This window comes from Pedobacter sp. (assembly GCF_031119335.1).
Classification (GTDB): domain Bacteria; phylum Bacteroidota; class Bacteroidia; order Sphingobacteriales; family Sphingobacteriaceae; genus Pedobacter.
Genome location: NZ_JAVHXT010000005.1, coordinates 127306 through 145904, shown reverse-complemented (window position 1 = coordinate 145904; position 18599 = coordinate 127306). Strand labels below are relative to the sequence as shown.

The 18599-nt window shown below is 36.5% G+C and carries 15 protein-coding genes; all 15 read left to right on the top strand.

Features of this window, described 5'->3' with window-relative positions; all coding sequences use genetic code 11:
- The first annotated feature begins 30 nt into the window (after positions 1-30).
- Positions 31-1287 (top strand): cytochrome c oxidase subunit II, encoded by a 1257-nt coding sequence (locus tag REI64_RS07560; RefSeq protein WP_308849507.1) that lies wholly within the window; start codon positions 31-33, stop codon positions 1285-1287.
- A 21-nt stretch (positions 1288-1308) separates the two neighbouring features.
- Complete coding sequence (locus REI64_RS07555) at positions 1309-3180, top strand: cbb3-type cytochrome c oxidase subunit I (protein WP_308849506.1); 1872 nt, start codon at positions 1309-1311, stop codon at positions 3178-3180.
- Positions 3181-3277: 97 nt separating this feature from the next.
- Complete coding sequence (locus REI64_RS07550) at positions 3278-4339, top strand: COX15/CtaA family protein (protein WP_308849505.1); 1062 nt, start codon at positions 3278-3280, stop codon at positions 4337-4339.
- A gap of 10 nt (positions 4340-4349) precedes the next feature.
- Positions 4350-5270, top strand: coding sequence for a heme o synthase (gene cyoE, locus REI64_RS07545; protein ID WP_308849504.1), 921 nt, complete (start codon positions 4350-4352; stop codon positions 5268-5270).
- Between the two features lie 2 nt (positions 5271-5272).
- Complete coding sequence (locus REI64_RS07540) at positions 5273-5854, top strand: cytochrome c oxidase subunit 3 (protein ID WP_308849503.1); 582 nt, start codon at positions 5273-5275, stop codon at positions 5852-5854.
- 31 nt (positions 5855-5885) lie between these two features.
- On the top strand, positions 5886-6620 hold the full coding sequence (locus tag REI64_RS07535; RefSeq protein WP_308849502.1) for a cytochrome c oxidase subunit 3: 735 nt from the start codon (positions 5886-5888) through the stop codon (positions 6618-6620).
- A 28-nt stretch (positions 6621-6648) separates the two neighbouring features.
- Positions 6649-7029 (top strand): cytochrome C oxidase subunit IV family protein, encoded by a 381-nt coding sequence (locus REI64_RS07530; protein WP_308849501.1) that lies wholly within the window; start codon positions 6649-6651, stop codon positions 7027-7029.
- Between the two features lie 2 nt (positions 7030-7031).
- Positions 7032-7748 (top strand): SCO family protein, encoded by a 717-nt coding sequence (locus REI64_RS07525; protein WP_308849500.1) that lies wholly within the window; start codon positions 7032-7034, stop codon positions 7746-7748.
- 50 nt (positions 7749-7798) lie between these two features.
- Positions 7799-8347, top strand: a complete 549-nt coding sequence (locus REI64_RS07520) for a DUF420 domain-containing protein (RefSeq protein ID WP_308849499.1) — start codon at positions 7799-7801, stop codon at positions 8345-8347.
- A 140-nt stretch (positions 8348-8487) separates the two neighbouring features.
- A complete protein-coding gene (locus REI64_RS07515; RefSeq protein ID WP_308849498.1) occupies positions 8488-9048 on the top strand; it encodes an RNA polymerase sigma-70 factor in 561 nt (186 codons plus the stop codon).
- Between the two features lie 69 nt (positions 9049-9117).
- Positions 9118-10338 carry a FecR domain-containing protein gene (locus tag REI64_RS07510; RefSeq protein ID WP_308849497.1) on the top strand — a complete coding sequence of 407 codons (1221 nt, stop codon included), beginning with the start codon at positions 9118-9120 and terminating at the stop codon, positions 10336-10338.
- 330 nt (positions 10339-10668) lie between these two features.
- Positions 10669-14307 carry a SusC/RagA family TonB-linked outer membrane protein gene (locus tag REI64_RS07505; RefSeq protein WP_308849496.1) on the top strand — a complete coding sequence of 1213 codons (3639 nt, stop codon included), beginning with the start codon at positions 10669-10671 and terminating at the stop codon, positions 14305-14307.
- Positions 14308-14324: 17 nt separating this feature from the next.
- Positions 14325-15812, top strand: coding sequence for a RagB/SusD family nutrient uptake outer membrane protein (locus REI64_RS07500; protein ID WP_308849495.1), 1488 nt, complete (start codon positions 14325-14327; stop codon positions 15810-15812).
- Positions 15813-15833: 21 nt separating this feature from the next.
- Positions 15834-17252, top strand: a complete 1419-nt coding sequence (locus REI64_RS07495; protein WP_308849494.1) for a substrate import-associated zinc metallohydrolase lipoprotein — start codon at positions 15834-15836, stop codon at positions 17250-17252.
- 1 nt (position 17253) lies between these two features.
- A complete protein-coding gene (locus REI64_RS07490; RefSeq protein WP_308849493.1) occupies positions 17254-18597 on the top strand; it encodes a DUF4302 domain-containing protein in 1344 nt (447 codons plus the stop codon).
- Positions 18598-18599 lie beyond the last annotated feature (2 nt).

Here is an 18599-nt window from a genome sequence, read left to right as displayed (position 1 = left end):
AAACAGTACATCGTACTACTTTTAAAGAAAATGAGTTTAAGAAAATTAATAGTTAATAAAACAATGGCAGCCCTAGCGGTAATATTTACCGTATTCTCTAGCGCTAATGCCTTTGCTCAAGAAGCAGCAGCAGCCGCTACGGCTAAACCTGTAGATATGGGACCAATACATAAATCTGCATTATTTTATGTGTTGTTGTTCTTGCTGCTATGTTTATTCATTGCAATTGTAGGTAAGGCTTTAAAAGTATATGAACTTACTCGCGAAACACAAGGCAAGCCAGAAGGAATAAACTGGGATACCGTAAACGCAATAATTTTTGCACTATTCTTGGTAGTGGGATTATATGGTGTTTATTGGGAATACTCGGTACATGGTAGCATGATCTCTCATATGCAAGAAGCTGCATCTGAGCATGGTAAACGTATTGATGAAATGTTTAAGCTAACATTAATCATTACGACTATTGTATTTATCCTTACTCACATTGTATTATTTGTATTTGCTTACATCTACAGATATTCTGCGAAGAGAAAAGCATATTACTACCCACATAACAATACTATCGAGAAAATTTGGACTATCGTTCCAGCTTTAGTATTGACTTTATTGGTATTGAAAGGCTTTTTAACTTGGAGATCTATTTTCTATAAAGCAGAAGATCCAAACAACAGACCTTTAAATATTGAAGTGGTTTCTTCTCAGTTCTTATGGGATATCCGTTATCCGGGAGCTGATGCTATTGTAGGTAAAAGAAACTATAAATTAACAACAGCTATCAACGGTTTAGGTATCGATTTTAACGATAAAAACAGTTTAGATGATTTATTAGCTGATGAAATTGTACTTCCGGTTAACAAACCAGTGCGTTTCACTTTGGCGAGTAAAGACGTAATCCACAGTTTTTATATGCCTCATTTTAGAGTGCAATTAAATACTGTACCAGGTATGCAAACTTATTTTGAGTTCACTCCAACGGTTACTACCGAAGAGATGAGAACAAAATTGAACGATCCGAAATTTAACTACATTTTATTATGTGCTAAAATTTGCGGTGCTAACCACTTTAACATGCAGAAAAATGTAAGAGTTGTTAGTGAAGCAGAATATAAAGAGTGGTTGAGCCAACAAGCTCCTTATTTAACCAACGATTTAAGAAAAGCATTTAATTTGCCAGTGGTGGCAGAGGAAGCGGCTCCGGCAGCAACCGAGGCACCAGCTGATACTACAGCTACTGCTGCGAAGGTAGAATTAGATGTGAAAAACCAATTAGCTTTAAAAAAATAATAATACTGGAAAAACCTTATTATGTCAACAATATCATTACACGATACACACCACGACGATCATGGACATGGCCATCACCATGAAACGTTCTTAACTAAATACGTGTTTAGTCAAGATCATAAAATGATTGCCAAGCAGTTTTTAATAACTGGTATCATTATGGCAGTTATAGCAATGATCCTATCTATTTTATTTAGGTTACAGCTTGCATGGCCAGATAAAACTTTTCCTTTATTAGAAACATTTTTAGGTAAATGGGCAGAGGGAGGAAGAATTAAACCAGACTTTTTCTTAGCATTGGTAACAATTCACGGTACCATTATGGTATTCTTTGTACTAACAGCTGGTTTAAGTGGTACTTTCAGTAACTTATTAATACCATTGCAACTTGGTGCCAGAGATATGGCTTCACCTTTCATGAACATGCTTTCTTACTGGTTCTTCCTAGTAGCTTGTATCATCATGATGGCTTCTTTCTTTACGCAAACAGGCCCAGCAAGTGGTGGTTGGACCATCTATCCTCCGTTATCGGCTGTGCCAAAAGCAATGCCTGGTTCTCAAATCGGTATGACTTTGTGGTTAATCAGTATGGTAATTTTCGTAGCCTCTTCATTAATGGGTAGTTTGAACTATGTAGCTACTATTTTGAATATGCGTACAAAAGGTATGGATCTTTGGAAAATGCCTTTAACTATCTGGGCAATATTCTTAACTGCTGTTTTAGGTATTCTATCTTTTCCAGTTTTAGTTGCTGGTGTGGTTCTGTTAATATTCGATCGTAGTTTTGGTACAAGTTTTTACTTATCAGATTTAGTGTTTGGTACCGAAATTTTACCAAACGAAGGTGGTTCTCCAATTTTGTGGCAACACTTATTCTGGTTCTTAGGTCACCCAGAGGTATATATCGTAATTATGCCGGCATTGGGTATCTCTTCAGAGATTATTTCTGTAAACTCAAGAAAACCAATTTTCGGTTACCATGCAATGGTTTACTCTCTAATCGGTATCACAGTATTATCATTTATCGTATGGGGTCACCATATGTTCGTAACAGGTATGAACCCGTTATTAGGTGGTGTATTTATGATTACCACGTTGATTATTGCGGTACCATCAGCTGTAAAAACATTTAACTATTTAGCTACGCTTTGGAGAGGTAATATCCGTTTTACACCAGCAATGTTATTTGCAATTGGTTTAGTATCTTTCTTTATCTCTGGTGGTTTAACTGGTATCTTCTTAGGTAATGCATCATTAGATATTAACTTGCACGATACTTATTTCGTAGTTGCTCACTTCCACTTGGTAATGGGTTCTGCTGCTATCTTTGGTATGTTGGCAGGTGTTTATCACTGGTTCCCGAAAATGTTCGGTAGAATGATGAACCCTAAGTTAGCTTATTTGCACTTCTGGTTAACTTTCATTTGTGCGTACTTGGTATTCTTCCCGCTACACTTCTTAGGTTTAGATGGCGTACCTCGTCGTTACTATGCATTTACGGAGTTCGAGTTTATGAACAAATGGTTAACCGTTAACGTATTTGTAACTTGGGCAGCAATTGTTGCTGGTTTGGCTCAAATTGCATTCTTGTTCAACTTCTTCTATTCTATTTTTAGAGGTAAAAAAGCAACTCAAAACCCTTGGGGAGCTAACACTTTAGAATGGACTACACCAGTTGAGCGTTTACATGGTAACTGGCCAGGTGAAATTCCAACTGTGTATCGTTGGCCTTACGATTATAGTAAGCCAGGTGCGGCAGAAGATTTTATTCCGCAAACTGTGCCTTTCTCTGAAACAATGAGCTCTAACTTACCTCACGATTTTGAAGGTAACGAAGAAGCTGAGCGTATACAGAAGGAGTGGGAGGCAGCTAACAAGCCAGTACAAGAATAAGGTACTGTAACAGACTTTGTCTAAAATATGTAATAAGGTACCTGCAATTGTTTAAACACTTACAGGTACCTTATTTTTATAAATCTATCACATATCAATGATTGCTAAATCTGCAAATAGATTTATTAGAATTAATTTAATAACCATTATTGCCACTTTGGTGGTTATTTTGGCCGGAGGTATTGTTCGTAGTACAGGTTCAGGTATGGGATGCCCAGATTGGCCTAAGTGTTTCGATCAGTACATTCCACCAACTTCCGCTAGTCAACTTCCTGCCGATTATGAAACGAAATACATAGAAGGTAGAAAGAAGAAAAATGAGAAGTTTGCTAAGTACTTGGAAAGTATGGGCAGGCAAAAATTGGCTGATAGCCTGAGAAAGGATAAGTCTATTTTAGTGCATGAAGAGTTTAACGCTGCAAAAACTTGGACCGAATATGTAAATAGACTTACAGGAGCTATTCTTGGTGTTTTCTTACTATTAACAGCTATTTTTTCTTTTGCATACAAAAAAAGTGCGAAACGAATTATAGTACTGAGTTGGCTTAATATTATTGTAGTAGGTTACCAAGCTTGGTTAGGTTCAATAGTAGTTTCTACCAACTTAACGCAATGGGTAATTACCATACACATGCTTTTGGCGCTGGTAATTTTAGGCATAGCTATTTACACCTATAATTATGCGAAGCAGCTGCACAAAGAGCCTACAGTAATTATGTATCGCATAGCTTGGTTAAAGGGATTTTTGTTTTTTACAATAGCGATATCCATTTTTCAGATTGTTTTAGGCACTGAAGTTAGGGAAGCAATAGATAGCATTGCGAAATCGCTATCATATAACGGACGTAATACGTGGGTTGGAAAAGTAGGAGACGTGTTTTCTTACCATAGAGATCTGGCTATTTTGGTAGGCATTAGCAATTTTATCGTTTACAAAATGGTGATAGACAGGTTTAGCGGAAAGGCGATGCCTTTAGTTACTGCCAATTATTTAATGGTTGTACTAATTGTTCAGATAGCATCGGGCTTTTTGTTATCATACCTAGGTTTACCACCTTATGCGCAAGCCATACATATTTTGTTCTCTACAATTATGTTTAGCCTGCAATATTATTTGTACTTGTTGGTTTATAGAACCAAAACCTATAAAACCGCTTAAATATTAAAAATTGAAACAGTTTTTTTCAGATTTTTCTAAACTTATTAAATTCCGACTAACATTTTTGGTTGTATTTTCTGCATCTGTTACATTTTTGATGGCTCAGAAAATCCAAATTTCCAGAGATATGATTGATGGAATTAACTGGCAGAACTGGTTGATTTTGATTGTTGGAGGTTTCTTAGTTACTGGTGCTGCAAATTGCTTCAACGAAATTATTGAAGTCGATTTAGATAAGTTGATGACTAGAACCAAGGATAGACCTATGCCAGCTGGTAGAATGACTACAGGACAAGGTTTAGTTTCTGGTTTAGTGATGGGGATTATTGGTACTTGGTTATTAGGCAAGTTAAACTTGGAAACGGGTTTGCTTTCAGTTTTCTCTATCTTATTGTATGCATTTGCTTATACACCGCTGAAGAGAAAATCGCCGATTGCAGTTTTTGTGGGTGCAATTCCGGGGGCTTTACCACCACTAATTGGTTATTTTGCTGGTTTAGGAAACGAAGGTATCCAATTCGTGTTACCGAAGGATAGTCCGCAGATAGATTTGCAGATTGCATTGATCTTGTTCTTAATCCAATTTGTATGGCAATTCCCACATTTTTGGTCAATTGCTTGGGTTTTGGACGATGATTACAGCAAAGCGGGTTTCAGGTTGTTACCTACAAAGAAAAGAGATAAAACAAGTGCAGTAATTACTTTCGTAAGTACGCTAGTTTTAATTCCAGTAAGTTTACTACCTAACTTTTATGGTTTTGGTGGATATTATATAGGGGCTGTATCTGTAGTATTAGGTTTGATATTCGCTTGGTATGCCTATCAGTTAATGGTAAAGATGGATTTGCCAAGTGCCAGAAAGGTGATGTTCTGTTCATTTTTCTACATCCCTTTGGTGCAGTTAATTTTATTGTTTGATTTAGTAGTTTAAAGATGGTGAGTACAATACAACAACAAGAGGAAATTACAATAGGCTTTAAATCCAAAAAGTTTTTAGTTTGGCTTTTTGTGGTTTCATCGACAATCATGTTTGGTGGTTGGACCAGTTATTACCTGGTTTTTATGGCATCTAAAGGTAAAGGGCACGGTTTAGTATTGCCTCAGTATTTTACCTACAGTACCATAGTTTTAATAGCTAGTAGTGTTTTTTTATTTCTAGCAGCTAGGTCGCTAAAGCAAGGTAATAGAAGTAGACAACGACAGTTTTTATGGATAACCTTTATTTTAGGTGTTGCTTTTGGTGTTTTACAGTATTTAGGTTGGGATAGTTTGGTGCAAACACGTGCCAATTTGGTAAATAATAATGCCGCTATTTCTATGATCTATGTAGTTTCTGGATTTCACTTATTGCACATTGTTGGAGGTTTAGGTTTCATAATCAACAGTATAGCTGGTAGCTATAAACAAGTTTCGCAAGAAGTAGCGGAGTTTAAACAAGATATTGCCTCTATTTTTTGGCATTTTATAGATATCTTATGGATTTATCTATATGTTTTTTTACTTTTGAACAGTTAATTTTTTAACAAACTATTATACTAATTATTAAATGGATTCATTATCGAAATTAGACGAAGTTAAAACCACACGTTGGGCTGGTGGTCGCGAACCATGGTCAATAGAGTATGGCAAAATAATGATGTGGTTTTTCTTGGTGTCAGACGCATTTACGTTTTCATCATTTTTGATCTATTACGGAGCTCAGAAATTTGCACAGCCTACATGGATCGACGCAGATAAAATATTCCAATCAATTCCTGGTATTGCAGATCACGGACAACCTTTAGTGTTCGTAGGTATCATGACCTTCATTTTAATTATGTCTTCTGTTACCATGGTATTAGCCGTAGAAGCCGGTCATCGTAATGCTAAGAAAGAAGTTGTTAAATGGATGGTTTGGACAATCTTAGGCGGTATCGCTTTCGTTGGCTGTCAGGCTTTAGAATGGACCCACTTACACCATTTAGGTTTTTGGTTTGGTCAAAACCCTGCTACAGGTTTAACAGACCCAGCTGCCATTTCTGCTGCTTTGCAACCATATTTTACTAATGATATTTCTTACACGGCGGCATTGCAGTTTTCTAACTTGTTCTTTACTATTACGGGTTTCCACGGTTTCCACGTAACGGTTGGTATCATTTTAAATATCATCATTTTATGTATGGTATTAAATAATACTTTCGAAAAGAGAGGATCATATTTAATGATTGAAAAAGTTGGTCTTTATTGGCACTTTGTAGATTTAGTATGGGTATTCGTATTTACCTTCTTCTACCTAATATAATTTCAGACAGATAAAATTTATTAAGATAATGGCACATCACGATCATACATTAGATTCTCACGATGCACACGCTCACGGCGAAGGCATGGGAGTAAAGCGCATTTGGCAAGTATTTGGTATCCTTTTAGCTATTACAGCCGTAGAGTTTTTGGTAGCTCTGGGTTTTGTACACCACTGGAATATCGTTGAAAAAGGCGCTGCTTTATACGCGTTTTACATTGTACTAACGCTTATTAAAGCTTATTACATCGTTGCGTTTTTCATGCACTTAAAATTTGAAAAGAAGAGCTTTATTATTAGTTGCTCAGTAGTTTTTATATTCATTATTTATTTCATCGTATTAATGCTTATTGAAGGCGGTTATTTACTAGATCACTTTCAGCAACATCCGGTATATCCAAATAAATAATAATGAACGCAAGTTCTAATAAAAAGAAGATTTCAACCATATTAATCCTGGCAGCCATATTAGTGATGCCAGGATTTTTATATTATTTACTTCAGGATCAAGGCAAGAATAGATATAAGCCTTTGGCTATTTTTGGTCCCAAGCAAGTAGCATCTACCTTTCATTCGGTAAGAGGCAAGCAGGTGCCAGATACCATTTATCATGTAGTGCAAGATTTTAAGCTTGTTAATCAACATGGTGACAGTTTAACTATAGATAGTTGGAAAGGAAAAGTTATTGTTGCTAATCTGTTCTACAGCAATGTAAATTCTGGTAGCGCTACAGCAACGTTCAAAGCAATGCAAGGTTTCGATAAGCAATACCATAAGAACCAAATGTTGCATTTAGTTAGTATCAGTATAGATGCAAAAGATGATGTAATGGCGTTAAAAGCATTTGCCGAAAATTGGAAAGCGGTATGCCCAAAGTGGAATATCTTAGGCGGAGATACCAGTACAATCAATCAATTGGTTAAGCAATCGTTGTTGTTAGACGCTGTTGACCAAAGCACAGCTAGCGAGCGCAAATTTATTTACAGTAATAAGATTGTATTGTTAGATAGTAAGCATCGGATCAGAGGTTTTTACGACGCCGCAAGTAAAGAGGCATTATCTAAGCTCGACGATGAGATTAAGGTATTAATTGCCGAAGAATTGAGAAACATTAGAGACGGTAGATAGTTGGCAGTATACAGTTGACTTACATTATCCAACAATTTAACAATAAAACAATGCAACAATTAACAAATACTACAGAGCAAAAATACAATAAATGGATTTGGATATTGTCTATCGCAATTCCATTGGCTGTAGCTGCGCTTTTTGGCGTTAATTTAAGAAAATTGGGTTATGATGTACAGCCCTTGAGTTTCTTGCCCCCGATATATGCTACTATAAACGGTTTAACAGCTGTTGTTTTGGTGGTTGCAGTTTGGGCTATCAAAAACGGCAAACGTACTTTGCACGAGAACTTGATGAAGTTTGCTATCACATTATCTGTACTGTTTTTAGGAATGTATGTAGCCTACCACATGACTTCTGATTCTACTAAGTTCGGCGGTGAAGGAACAATTAAGTATGTATACTATTTTATTCTAGTTACTCATATCTTACTTTCTATTATAATTATACCTTTTGTATTAATTACCTACGTGAAAGCACTTTCAAAGCGTTTCGATAAGCATAAGAAAATTGCTAAAATTGCATTTCCAATGTGGTTGTACGTGGCTGTTACTGGAGTGATTGTTTATGTAATGATTTCGCCATATTACGTACATTAGGTTTCACTACATTTTTCCTATCTCTGCTGCTTTCGTATAAAAAACTGTGCTGTAATTCCTACTAATTCTTATCTTAGAATTAACAACACAAGAAACATTTAGCAGTGAAGGGAAAAGGGACAGTAGAAAACATTAAAAATATGATTGATAAGGGCCATACTGAGGCCTTTACCAATTTCTATACCCTATATTTTAAGAAGCTGCTTTTAGAAAGTGACAAATATGTAAAGGATATTCAGGTAGCCGAAGAGATTGTACAGGATGTTTTCGTGAAAATTTGGGAGCGTTCAGTTGACCTAGATCAAATTCAGTCGCTAAAATCATACCTGTATCGTTCGGTAATAAATTCGTCTATTAATTACGTAAATAGGCAGAAGAATTTGGAACATCACCATCAGAAAATGGCTACAGCATTTTCAGAACAAGATCTAGAACAGTTAGATGAGGAAAATGAATTAATCGTATTATTGTTTAGTGAAATAGAAAAACTACCTACAAAATGTAGAGAAGTATTTAAATTGAATAGATTTGAACGATTAAAATATAGGGAAATAGCTGTCGCACTAGATATTTCTGAAAAAACGGTAGAAAATCATATTGCAAATGCTCTTAAAATCTTAAAAGAGGCTATGCTCGCCAAAAAAGCTAATGTTTCGGGATTGACTAATTCTCGTATTTTGAGTATTTTATTTCTTTTTTAAAAAAAGTGCAAAAAATATTAGGGGTTTTTTAGGGGATGTTTGTCTTAGCATTACAACTAAACAAACACAATGGCCGACAACCCAGAAATATTGTCGCTAATTTCAAGGTATTTGAACAATCCTGAAGATTTGGATTGTAAAGCACAGATTGAAAAATACCGAAATCAGTCGAAAGAAAATAATAACTTCTTTATGGAGATGGAGAGGTTGTGGGTTCTTTCTGCCAAGTCTGCCGTGCTAGAACGCATTGATGAAAAATCTACAATTGCACATTTCGAAAGCCGTTTATTAGCAAAATCTTCACCTATTAAAATGCTTCAATTTAGAAGAACTATAATTCGCTGGGCAGCTGCATCAATTGTATTGCTTGGTGTTGCAAGTATTACCTATTTTTTTGCTAGTAAAGGACAAGTTGGTAGTTTAAATAAACCTTACGCTTCTGATGCTAATCCCGGCGGTAATAAAGCTGTATTGGTACTGGCAGATGGCCGTAAAATTTCCTTAACGGATGTAAATAATGGGGCTATAGCAAAAGAGGCAGGTTTGTCGATTACTAAAACATCAGATGGCCAGTTAATCTATACAGTGTCTGAGGTTGCTATTGGCAAAGCTGGCAAGAGTTTAAATAATGCTTTTAATACTATAGAAACCCCCAAAGGGGGTATGTGGCAGGTAAAATTGCCAGATGGTTCTTTGGTGTGGTTAAATGCCGCATCTTCTCTAACCTATCCGCTTGCTTTTAGCGAAGGACAAAAGCGAATAGTTGAGCTGAAAGGAGAGGCTTATTTTGAAGTAGCAAAAGATGAACTTCATCCTTTTGTTGTTAAAACAGTAAAACAAGAGGTAGAAGTTCTAGGCACACAATTTAATATTAATGCCTACTCAGATGAAAGTACTGTTAAGACTACGTTGTTAGAGGGAAGTGTTAAAGTGAGTACATGGCGAAAAGATCCTGGTACTAGCGAATTCCTAAAACCAGGACAACAATCGATATTATTGGCCGATGCCTTTAATGTCAAAGAGGTTGATGTAGACGAAGCTATTGCTTGGAAGAATGGATACTTTATGTTCAATAATGAAAAACAAGAAAGTATCATGAGAAAAATAGCCAGATGGTACAATGTACAAATAGTCTATGCTAATGCCGATGCTAGAGAAGTTACTTACTACGGAAGTATCAGTCGTTTTGAAAACGTTTCGAGAGTTTTAAGAAAATTTGAACAAACTGGAGAAGTAAGATTTGAAGTGGATAAAAATAAAATCACTGTTTATAAAGAAGATAACAATTAGGGTTCTGACCAAACTCTCAAAAAAATAAAAACAACAAAAACCAACAAACTTATTTATTATGAAAAGAAATCAACAAACTTAATTCCCTCGCTTTATTTGAATACAAAAAAAGAGGTGCTCGCAACACCCCCTTTTTTATGTATCTGTTTCATCAAATTCCTAAAATATTGGCATATCTCTAGGAATCAATTTATTGGATTTTAACAGCAAAATTTAACTGTTTATACTCAGTTAAAAGTTTGCGCATAAAAAACAGACTATCAAATGTATAGAAATTATACCAAAATTCTATGTAGGCATTTTGGCTACCTACCAAAATTATTACTCATCATGAAATTAGTTACAGTAATATTGCTTGTTTCCCTCGTTCAAGTAAGTGCTGCGTCTTTTGCTCAGCTCGTAACTATCAAGGAAAAGAAGGTAACCCTCGAAAAAGTCATTAAGGAAATAAAAAGACAGGCAGGTTATGATGTATTGCTATCTACAAACAAGATGCAGAGCAATACCATTGTAAATGCAGGTTTTACCAACGCTCAAGTAGAGCAGGTAATGGAGAAAATTCTTTCTGGAAAGGATCTTACCTATGCGATCGAAGACAAAACCATCTTGATTAAGCCAAAGGAGAAATCTTTTATCGAAAGAATTGTTGATTATTTCGTTGCAGTTAAAGTAACCGGTGTAGTAAAGAGTAAGGGCGATGGACAACCGATGCCGGGTGTTAGCATTACTATAAAGGGAACTACTACTACTGTCGTAACCAATGAAAAAGGAGAATACCAAATTACAGCACCTGAGGATGCTGTTTTGCTGTTTAGATATATTGGACATAAGACAGTAGAGATTGCTGTTAATGGCAGAACTAGAATTGATGTGTCAATCGAGGAAGACGCATCTCAATTGAAAGAAGTAAATATCGTTTCTACTGGTTACCAAAATTTAGATAGAAAGCTATTTACTGGAGCCACCACAAAAATTAGTGCTAAAGATGCTGAGCGAAGTGGTGTCCCAGATATTTCAAGAATGCTTGAAGGTCAGGCGGCTGGAGTATCTGTACAAAACGTATCTGGTACATTTGGTGCTGCACCCAAAATTAGGGTAAGGGGGGCAACATCACTATCGGGAGATAATAAACCCCTTTGGGTAGTTGACGGTATTATTTTAGAAGATGTCGTGAATATTTCTAACGAAGCACTTTCTACTGGTGATGCGAATACGCTATTGGGTTCTTCTGTTGCAGGTTTAAATCCAGATGATATAGAATCTTTTAATATTTTGAAAGATGCCGCGGCTACTGCCATGTATGGTGCACGTGCAATGAATGGTGTTATTGTTGTGACTACTAAAAAAGGTAAAAATACGGAAGGTAGGGCTAGTGTAAATTATTCTGGAACTTTTACAACCTATTTAAGACCATCTTACAGCAACTTCGATATTATGAACTCAGCAGAGCAAATGTCTGTTTTGTTAGAAATGGAAAATAAAGGTTATTTAAACCATGCAGCGATGGCAAATGCTTCTACTGGTGGGATATTTTCGAAAATGTACAACTTGATGTACGATTATGATGAGGCGAGCGATTCTTTCGCATTAAAAAATACGACTCAAGATAGACTCAATTTTTTAGAAAGATATGCTAAAGCTAATACCAATTGGTTTGATGTACTCTTTAAAAATTCGCTGTTGCAGGAACATTCTATAAGTGCTACCTCTGGTACTGCAAAATCACAATCCTACTTTTCAACTAGTTATACATCAGATAATGGTCAAACCCTTGGTGACAATGTTAAACGTTTTACGGGAAACGTAAGACATACTGTAAAGTTTAGCGACAGATTGAGCATGGAATTGTTAATGAACGGTTCTATCCGTGATCAACGTGCTCCGGGTACTTTAACTCGTCAATCAGACCCAGTTTTTGGAAGTTATTCTAGAGATTTTGATATCAATCCATACTCTTATGCCTTAAATACCAGTAGGTTGATTACTCCTTATGATGAGAACGGAAACTTGGAGTATTTTATGCGTAATTACGCTCCTTTTAATATTCTTAATGAGCTAAATAGTAATTATATGCAGCTTGGATTATTGGATATTAAAGTTCAAGGAGGTATAAAGTATGAGCTTTTGCCAAGACTAACATATTCGGTAGATGGAGCATATCGCTATGCTGCCTCAGAAAGAAATCATTATGCTTTGGAAAACTCTAACATGGTTTCTGCGTTTCGTGCAAATGGAACCAGTGTAATTAATGACAATAATAATTACTTATATAACGATCCCGATTTTCCAAATGAACCTAATTTTGTGATTCTTCCTGAAGGTGGCTTTTATAATACTACCATAAATAATATCAAAAACTATTATTTCAGACAAAACTTGGAGTATGACAAGGCATTTACTGATAAGCATCGATTTAATGCCTTTGGCTCTATGGAAGTACGCTATACAGACAGGCAAAATGCGGAGTATGATGGTATAGGCTATCAGTTTGATAATGGTGGTTTGGTGAACCCTAATTACAGGTATTTCAAAAAAATGATCGAAGCTGGTGACCCATATTTTAGCATGTTCTATACTAAAGAAAGAAATGTGGCTTTTATGAGCAGACTTGCCTATAGTTATGATGGTAGATACTCTTTAAATACTACTTTTAGGTATGACGGCTCTAACAGAATGGGGGCAACAAGTAACGTAAGATGGTTGCCTACCTGGAACGTATCAGGAGCATGGAATTTGGATCAAGAGAAATTTTATCCAAAAAATAAATACCTAAGCTCTGCACGTTTTAGGGGGACTTATGGGCTTGTGGCTAACATGGGGAATGCCTCTAACTCAACCACACTATACTATAACCGTATTACCTATCGTCCGTATGAGAACGAGAAAGAAACAGCAACCTACATCTCAAGTTTGGCCAACAGAGAACTAACATGGGAGAAACTTTATGAACTGAACATAGGTACAGACTTGGGTATGTTTAACGACAAGATAAATATTACTATGGATTACTATAAGCGTGATATTTTCGATTTGTTAGGCAACATGAAAACCTCTGGTGTTGGAGGACAAAACACCAAATACGCTAACTATGGTAAAATGAGAGCCCAAGGTTTTGAGTTTACCATTGCAGGCAACCCAGTTAATGTTCCAAAAGGTTTTAAATGGAGGACCCAATTAAATTTTGCCCGTAATACTAATGAAGTAACTGAATTGGAAGTAAATCCCAACATTTGGTCGTTGGTACGTGCAGAAGGAGCGCCTATGAAAGGTTATGCTCAACGTGGTCTGTTTTCTGTAATTTTCGACGGGCTAGACCCTCAAAATGGTTATCCAACATTTATAGGGACAGATGGCTCAAGAAATGAGCCTTATATCTATTTTCAGAATACAACAGATATACAATATCTAAAATATCATGGACCAGTAGATCCAACGTTTACAGGTGGATTTTATAATCAATTTTCATACAAGGGTTTTACGCTTTCTACGCTATTCACTTTTGCTACTGGTAACTATGTGCGTTTACAACCCACTTATTCTGTTTCTTATACTGATTTAAACTCTATGTCTAAAGAATTAGTTAATAGATGGGTATTCCCCGGCGATGAAAAATATACAAATATCCCGGCCGTACTTGATGCCTTTACACTTACAAATCGTATATATAGGGTTAATGGAAATACTACTGATGCCCGTTATGCCTATAATGCTTATAACTATTCCGACCAACGAGTAGCAAAGGGAGATTTTGTAAGGCTCAAAAATGTCTCGTTATCTTATCAAATACCACAGAAGATAGCTTCTAAGCTTAAAATGTCTAATGCGCAAATTTCATTGGTGGGTAATAACGTAGCATTGCTGTATGCGGATAGTAAATTAAATGGCGCCGATCCAGAATTCTTTAACAATGGAGGTGTAGCTATGCCAATACCTAGGCAGTATACTTTATCAATTAAAGCAAGTTTTTAATGAATTAACCCGAGAATATGAAAAATAGAATAATAAAAGTTGGAGTATTAAGCTTGGGCTTAACAGCATTGTTTTTAAGTAATGGCTGTAAAAAATTTCTAGATGAAAATCCAGATAGGAGGACTGAAATTAATACCGTTGATAAATTAGCACAATTACTGGTAAGTGCTTATCCGGATAGGAATTATTTCACATTTGCCGAGACGGCATCAGATAATGCGGAAGATAAGAGTGCGGCACTTGCCGGACATAACAATGAACCTTTTGTGAGTATCTATCATTGGAATGTTGCCGAGGGTACTGGTAATGGCACACCCACTGAATATTGGAACGCGTGTTACAGAGCTATAGCTGTTGCCAACCAAGCTTTACAATCAATTGAAGACAACAACTTTGGTATAGCTGCAAACCAGTATAAAGGAGAAGCGCTTGTAGCTAGAGCTTATGCGCAATTTATGCTAGTTACTTTTTTCTCCGAAGCATATGAAATTAATGGGGCAAATAGTGGTTTGGGTGTTCCTTATCCTTTAGAACCAGAAACTACCGCTAGACCAACCTATGAAAGGGGTACAGTAGCTTCAACCTATGCTCAAATTAAAAAGGATTTGGAAGAAGGTCTTCCACTGTTAAGGGGTGCTATTTATAAAGTACCACGCTATCATTTTACAGAACAGGCTGCAAAAGCATTTGCTGCTAGATTCTATTTATTTACTGGCGAATGGGATAAGGTAATCCAAAACGCAGGCGAAATATATACCGATGGTAATTTCAAAAATAAAATCCGTCAATACGTAGGAGATCTGTATGCACTTTCTTATGCTGAACATAGAGTTGAATATACCAAGGCAGAAAAAACATGGAATTTATTATTGGCGAATACTTATTCTGTATTTCAACGTAGCTCTGGTGCAGGTAATGCCAGATATAGTTTCGGGGAGTCAGTAAAGAATTATTTTGTGGCAAGTACAGTGTATGGTGCCGCATTTAGAAACCGATACGGTATATATACTGCCCCAAATTACACTACTAATAAATTTAATGAATATTTCTATTATACCAATGTACAGGCCGGAACGGGTTATCCATACATTATGGCACCTATTTTAACTGCTGATGAAGTTTTGCTGAACAGGGCAGAGGCTTATATACATAAGGGACAATATGCCCTAGCAATAAACGATCTTAATGATTTTGCAAGTACTAGAATAGTTAGCTATAATCCAACTACACACGGCTTAACTATAGCCAAGGCTAGAAGTTACTTTGGAGTGACTGAAGATTATCAGGCTATGATACAAGCTTTGCTACAGACCAAACGAATTGCATTTATGCAAGAAGGCATAAGATGGATGGATATTTTGAGGTTTAAACTACCGGTAAGGCATAACTTCATAGCTGCAGACGGAACACAAACTTTCCAAACATTGGAACCCGGCGATAAAAGAAGGGTTTTTCAAATTCCACAAGATGCAATTGATGCAGGTGTAACCCCAAATCCGAGATAAACTAAATCTAAAAAAATGGATATGAAAAAGATTTTACTATACATCTCTATTGCTCTGCTTATTTTTTCTTCGTGTACAAAAGAAGAAAACCTTGAAGTAGACATGAACAAGTATAATACAGACCAAAATGTACAAAACGATTTAGATAGGTGGCTTTCAAATAATCTTACAGTGCCATATAATATGGACGTAATCTATCGGTTCAACAGAAATCTTACCGATGTATCTAAAGATATATCTCCTGCCGATATTAATAAGGTGCAGCCAGTAATGGAAGCAGTTTTGAATTTATATTTAAAGCCCTACGAAAAAGTAGCCGGTAAGGCATTCATTAAAAAGTTTTGTCCTAAACAATATGTACTATATGGCTCCGTATCTTACAATAGCAACGGATCGGTAACTCTGGCAACTGCAGAAGGAGGTAGAACCGTAGTGCTTTACGATGTAAACAACTTTAACGTTGCTGATGTAGAGGGCGAAGCCGGAGTAAGGCGTAAAGTGAGAACTATACATCACGAGTTTACTCATATTTTAAATCAAAATGTGATTATTCCTCCAGAGTTTGCAGCAGTTACACAAGCCGATTATTACTCAGACTGGACTAACAATACTGATAATACTGCTGAAATTGCAAAATCATTGGGTTTTATAAGCCGTTATTCTCGTAGTGTATATACCGAAGATTTTGCGGAGATGGTAGCACATTTACTTGTGCCTGGGCAAGTATGGTTTGATAATTATGTGATTTCTGCTCCTCTAAGTGCACAAAAGAAGTTACGTAGAAAAGAAGAGTTGGTGGTACAATATTTTCAGGATGCATTCGGTATTAATTTTAGAACTCTACAGGCCGAAATACAAAGTCAATTAAAAAATATTTACGGTGCGCAAGACCCTGCAGATTTGACCCAGACTTTCCAGGCATGGCTAATGGGAAATAAAGTAAATACTTTGGCTTACGTACCAACTGCTGCGCACTACACAACTTATGGCATTTCTACAACTTTTAATACCATGTGGACCAACTTTAAAAATGCCGTAAATACACAAAATCCTTCTGGTAACAGAAGAAATCCGCAGAACATGTTACTTACTTTCACGTCAGACACCACTATGACATTAAGGATAAATAGTACCCAATTTGCAGACGTAGTGGCTACAGATTATGATTTTAGAATGAAAATAGACCCGGTTACCGCAGAGGTAGTGTTTACTAAAGTACTTCCAGAAGGAACCACTGCGGCACATACAACGGGTAAAGGTGTCCAGTTTCAACCTTATTTTGAGCAATATCTATTGCCTTATTTTACTAATCGTGTGTTTGTAGCCAGTTGGTTACCTGCTGGTATAACAAATACTAATCCGCTATATCGTACCTATGCCGGGTTTTATGAAAAAGGAACAGCAGCTAATTATTTCTATGGACCAATAGTATTAAAATAACATGAAGAAGAATTTAATATATGCTGTAATACTGTTGTTGGGTTTTACAGCTTGCCGTAAAACAGAAGTAGAGGAAGCCTTTTATGCTTCGTCAGAAAAAAGGATGCAGGATACTCTAGAATTTATTAGAAAGCAACTCACTAGCGCTCCACATGGATGGAAGGGGGGGCTCACTACGGGATTAAAGGGTGGCTTTGGGTTTTATTTTAATTTTGATGCCGATCAAAATGTGGATATGCTAAGTGACTATTCTACCGCTTCTGGTAACGATGTTAAGAAATCCACATATAGGGTTTCGGCAACTAACACTGCCGCATTACTTTTTGATACTTATAATTATATCTCTTTGCTGCAAGACCCAGTTCCGGGTGTAGCAGGTGGTACTTCAGGACAGGGCTATAGGAGTGATGTAGAATTTATCTACACGGGGCATCGCGGAGATTCGTTGTTCTTCAAAGGAAAAAAGTATGAACATCCGTTTACGCTAGTAAAGACAAGTCAGATAGAGAAAGATGCTTATCTATCGGGGGGAATTAACTTGTACCAAACTAATTTTGCTAACGTTTTCAATAATAATTACTCTTATGCTTATTATAATGATGGCTCAAATGAGAATTTGGCTGTAGAAATAGATTGGACTGGCAAAAGGGTAAGATTTATAACTGTGAATAGTACCGGCGAAGCCACGGCTATTTTTGCATCACCGTTTTATTATACTGCTAGTGAGTTGAGTTTGGTAAGGAAATACTATGCTTCTTATAAAGGCAAAGCAATAAAGGCACTTAAATATGAAGACAATGGCATCTTGTTGATGTTTACAGACGGTACAACAGGAAAATTAGCCTCGCAAACTACGCCTGTGTATAAATTTGATTTGGCGTTTGATTATAATAAACCATTTTCGAGAATAGTTGATGGCGATGCAATACCTGGCGTAACAGCTACAGTGCACATATTTGATCAGGTTAAAAGTCTATTTACTACTTCTGGGCGTACTATTACCAGCCAATATTTTCAGATAAGAAATAATACTACTGCGGTTTTCTACATTGCATATTACTCTGGAACTCCTCCAGACCACTCTAGCTTTACCGCCTCTGCTACTTATGAAATAACCAAGCGTACTGGCGACAGGATATGGTTAAAACGCACAGCTATTGATGCTAACTTTAATACACGTGCCACGCAGGTTGCTCCGGTAAATAACTTTTTTGGTACTGGGTCAGAAAGAGAGTTTGTATTAGCTTGGGCTACAAGCTCTAATGCTTCGGTTAAATTTCCAATTGGAGCCATTAAATTGGCAACTAATCTCAATAACATGCTGTACGGCAGATTGGGAGAATAATT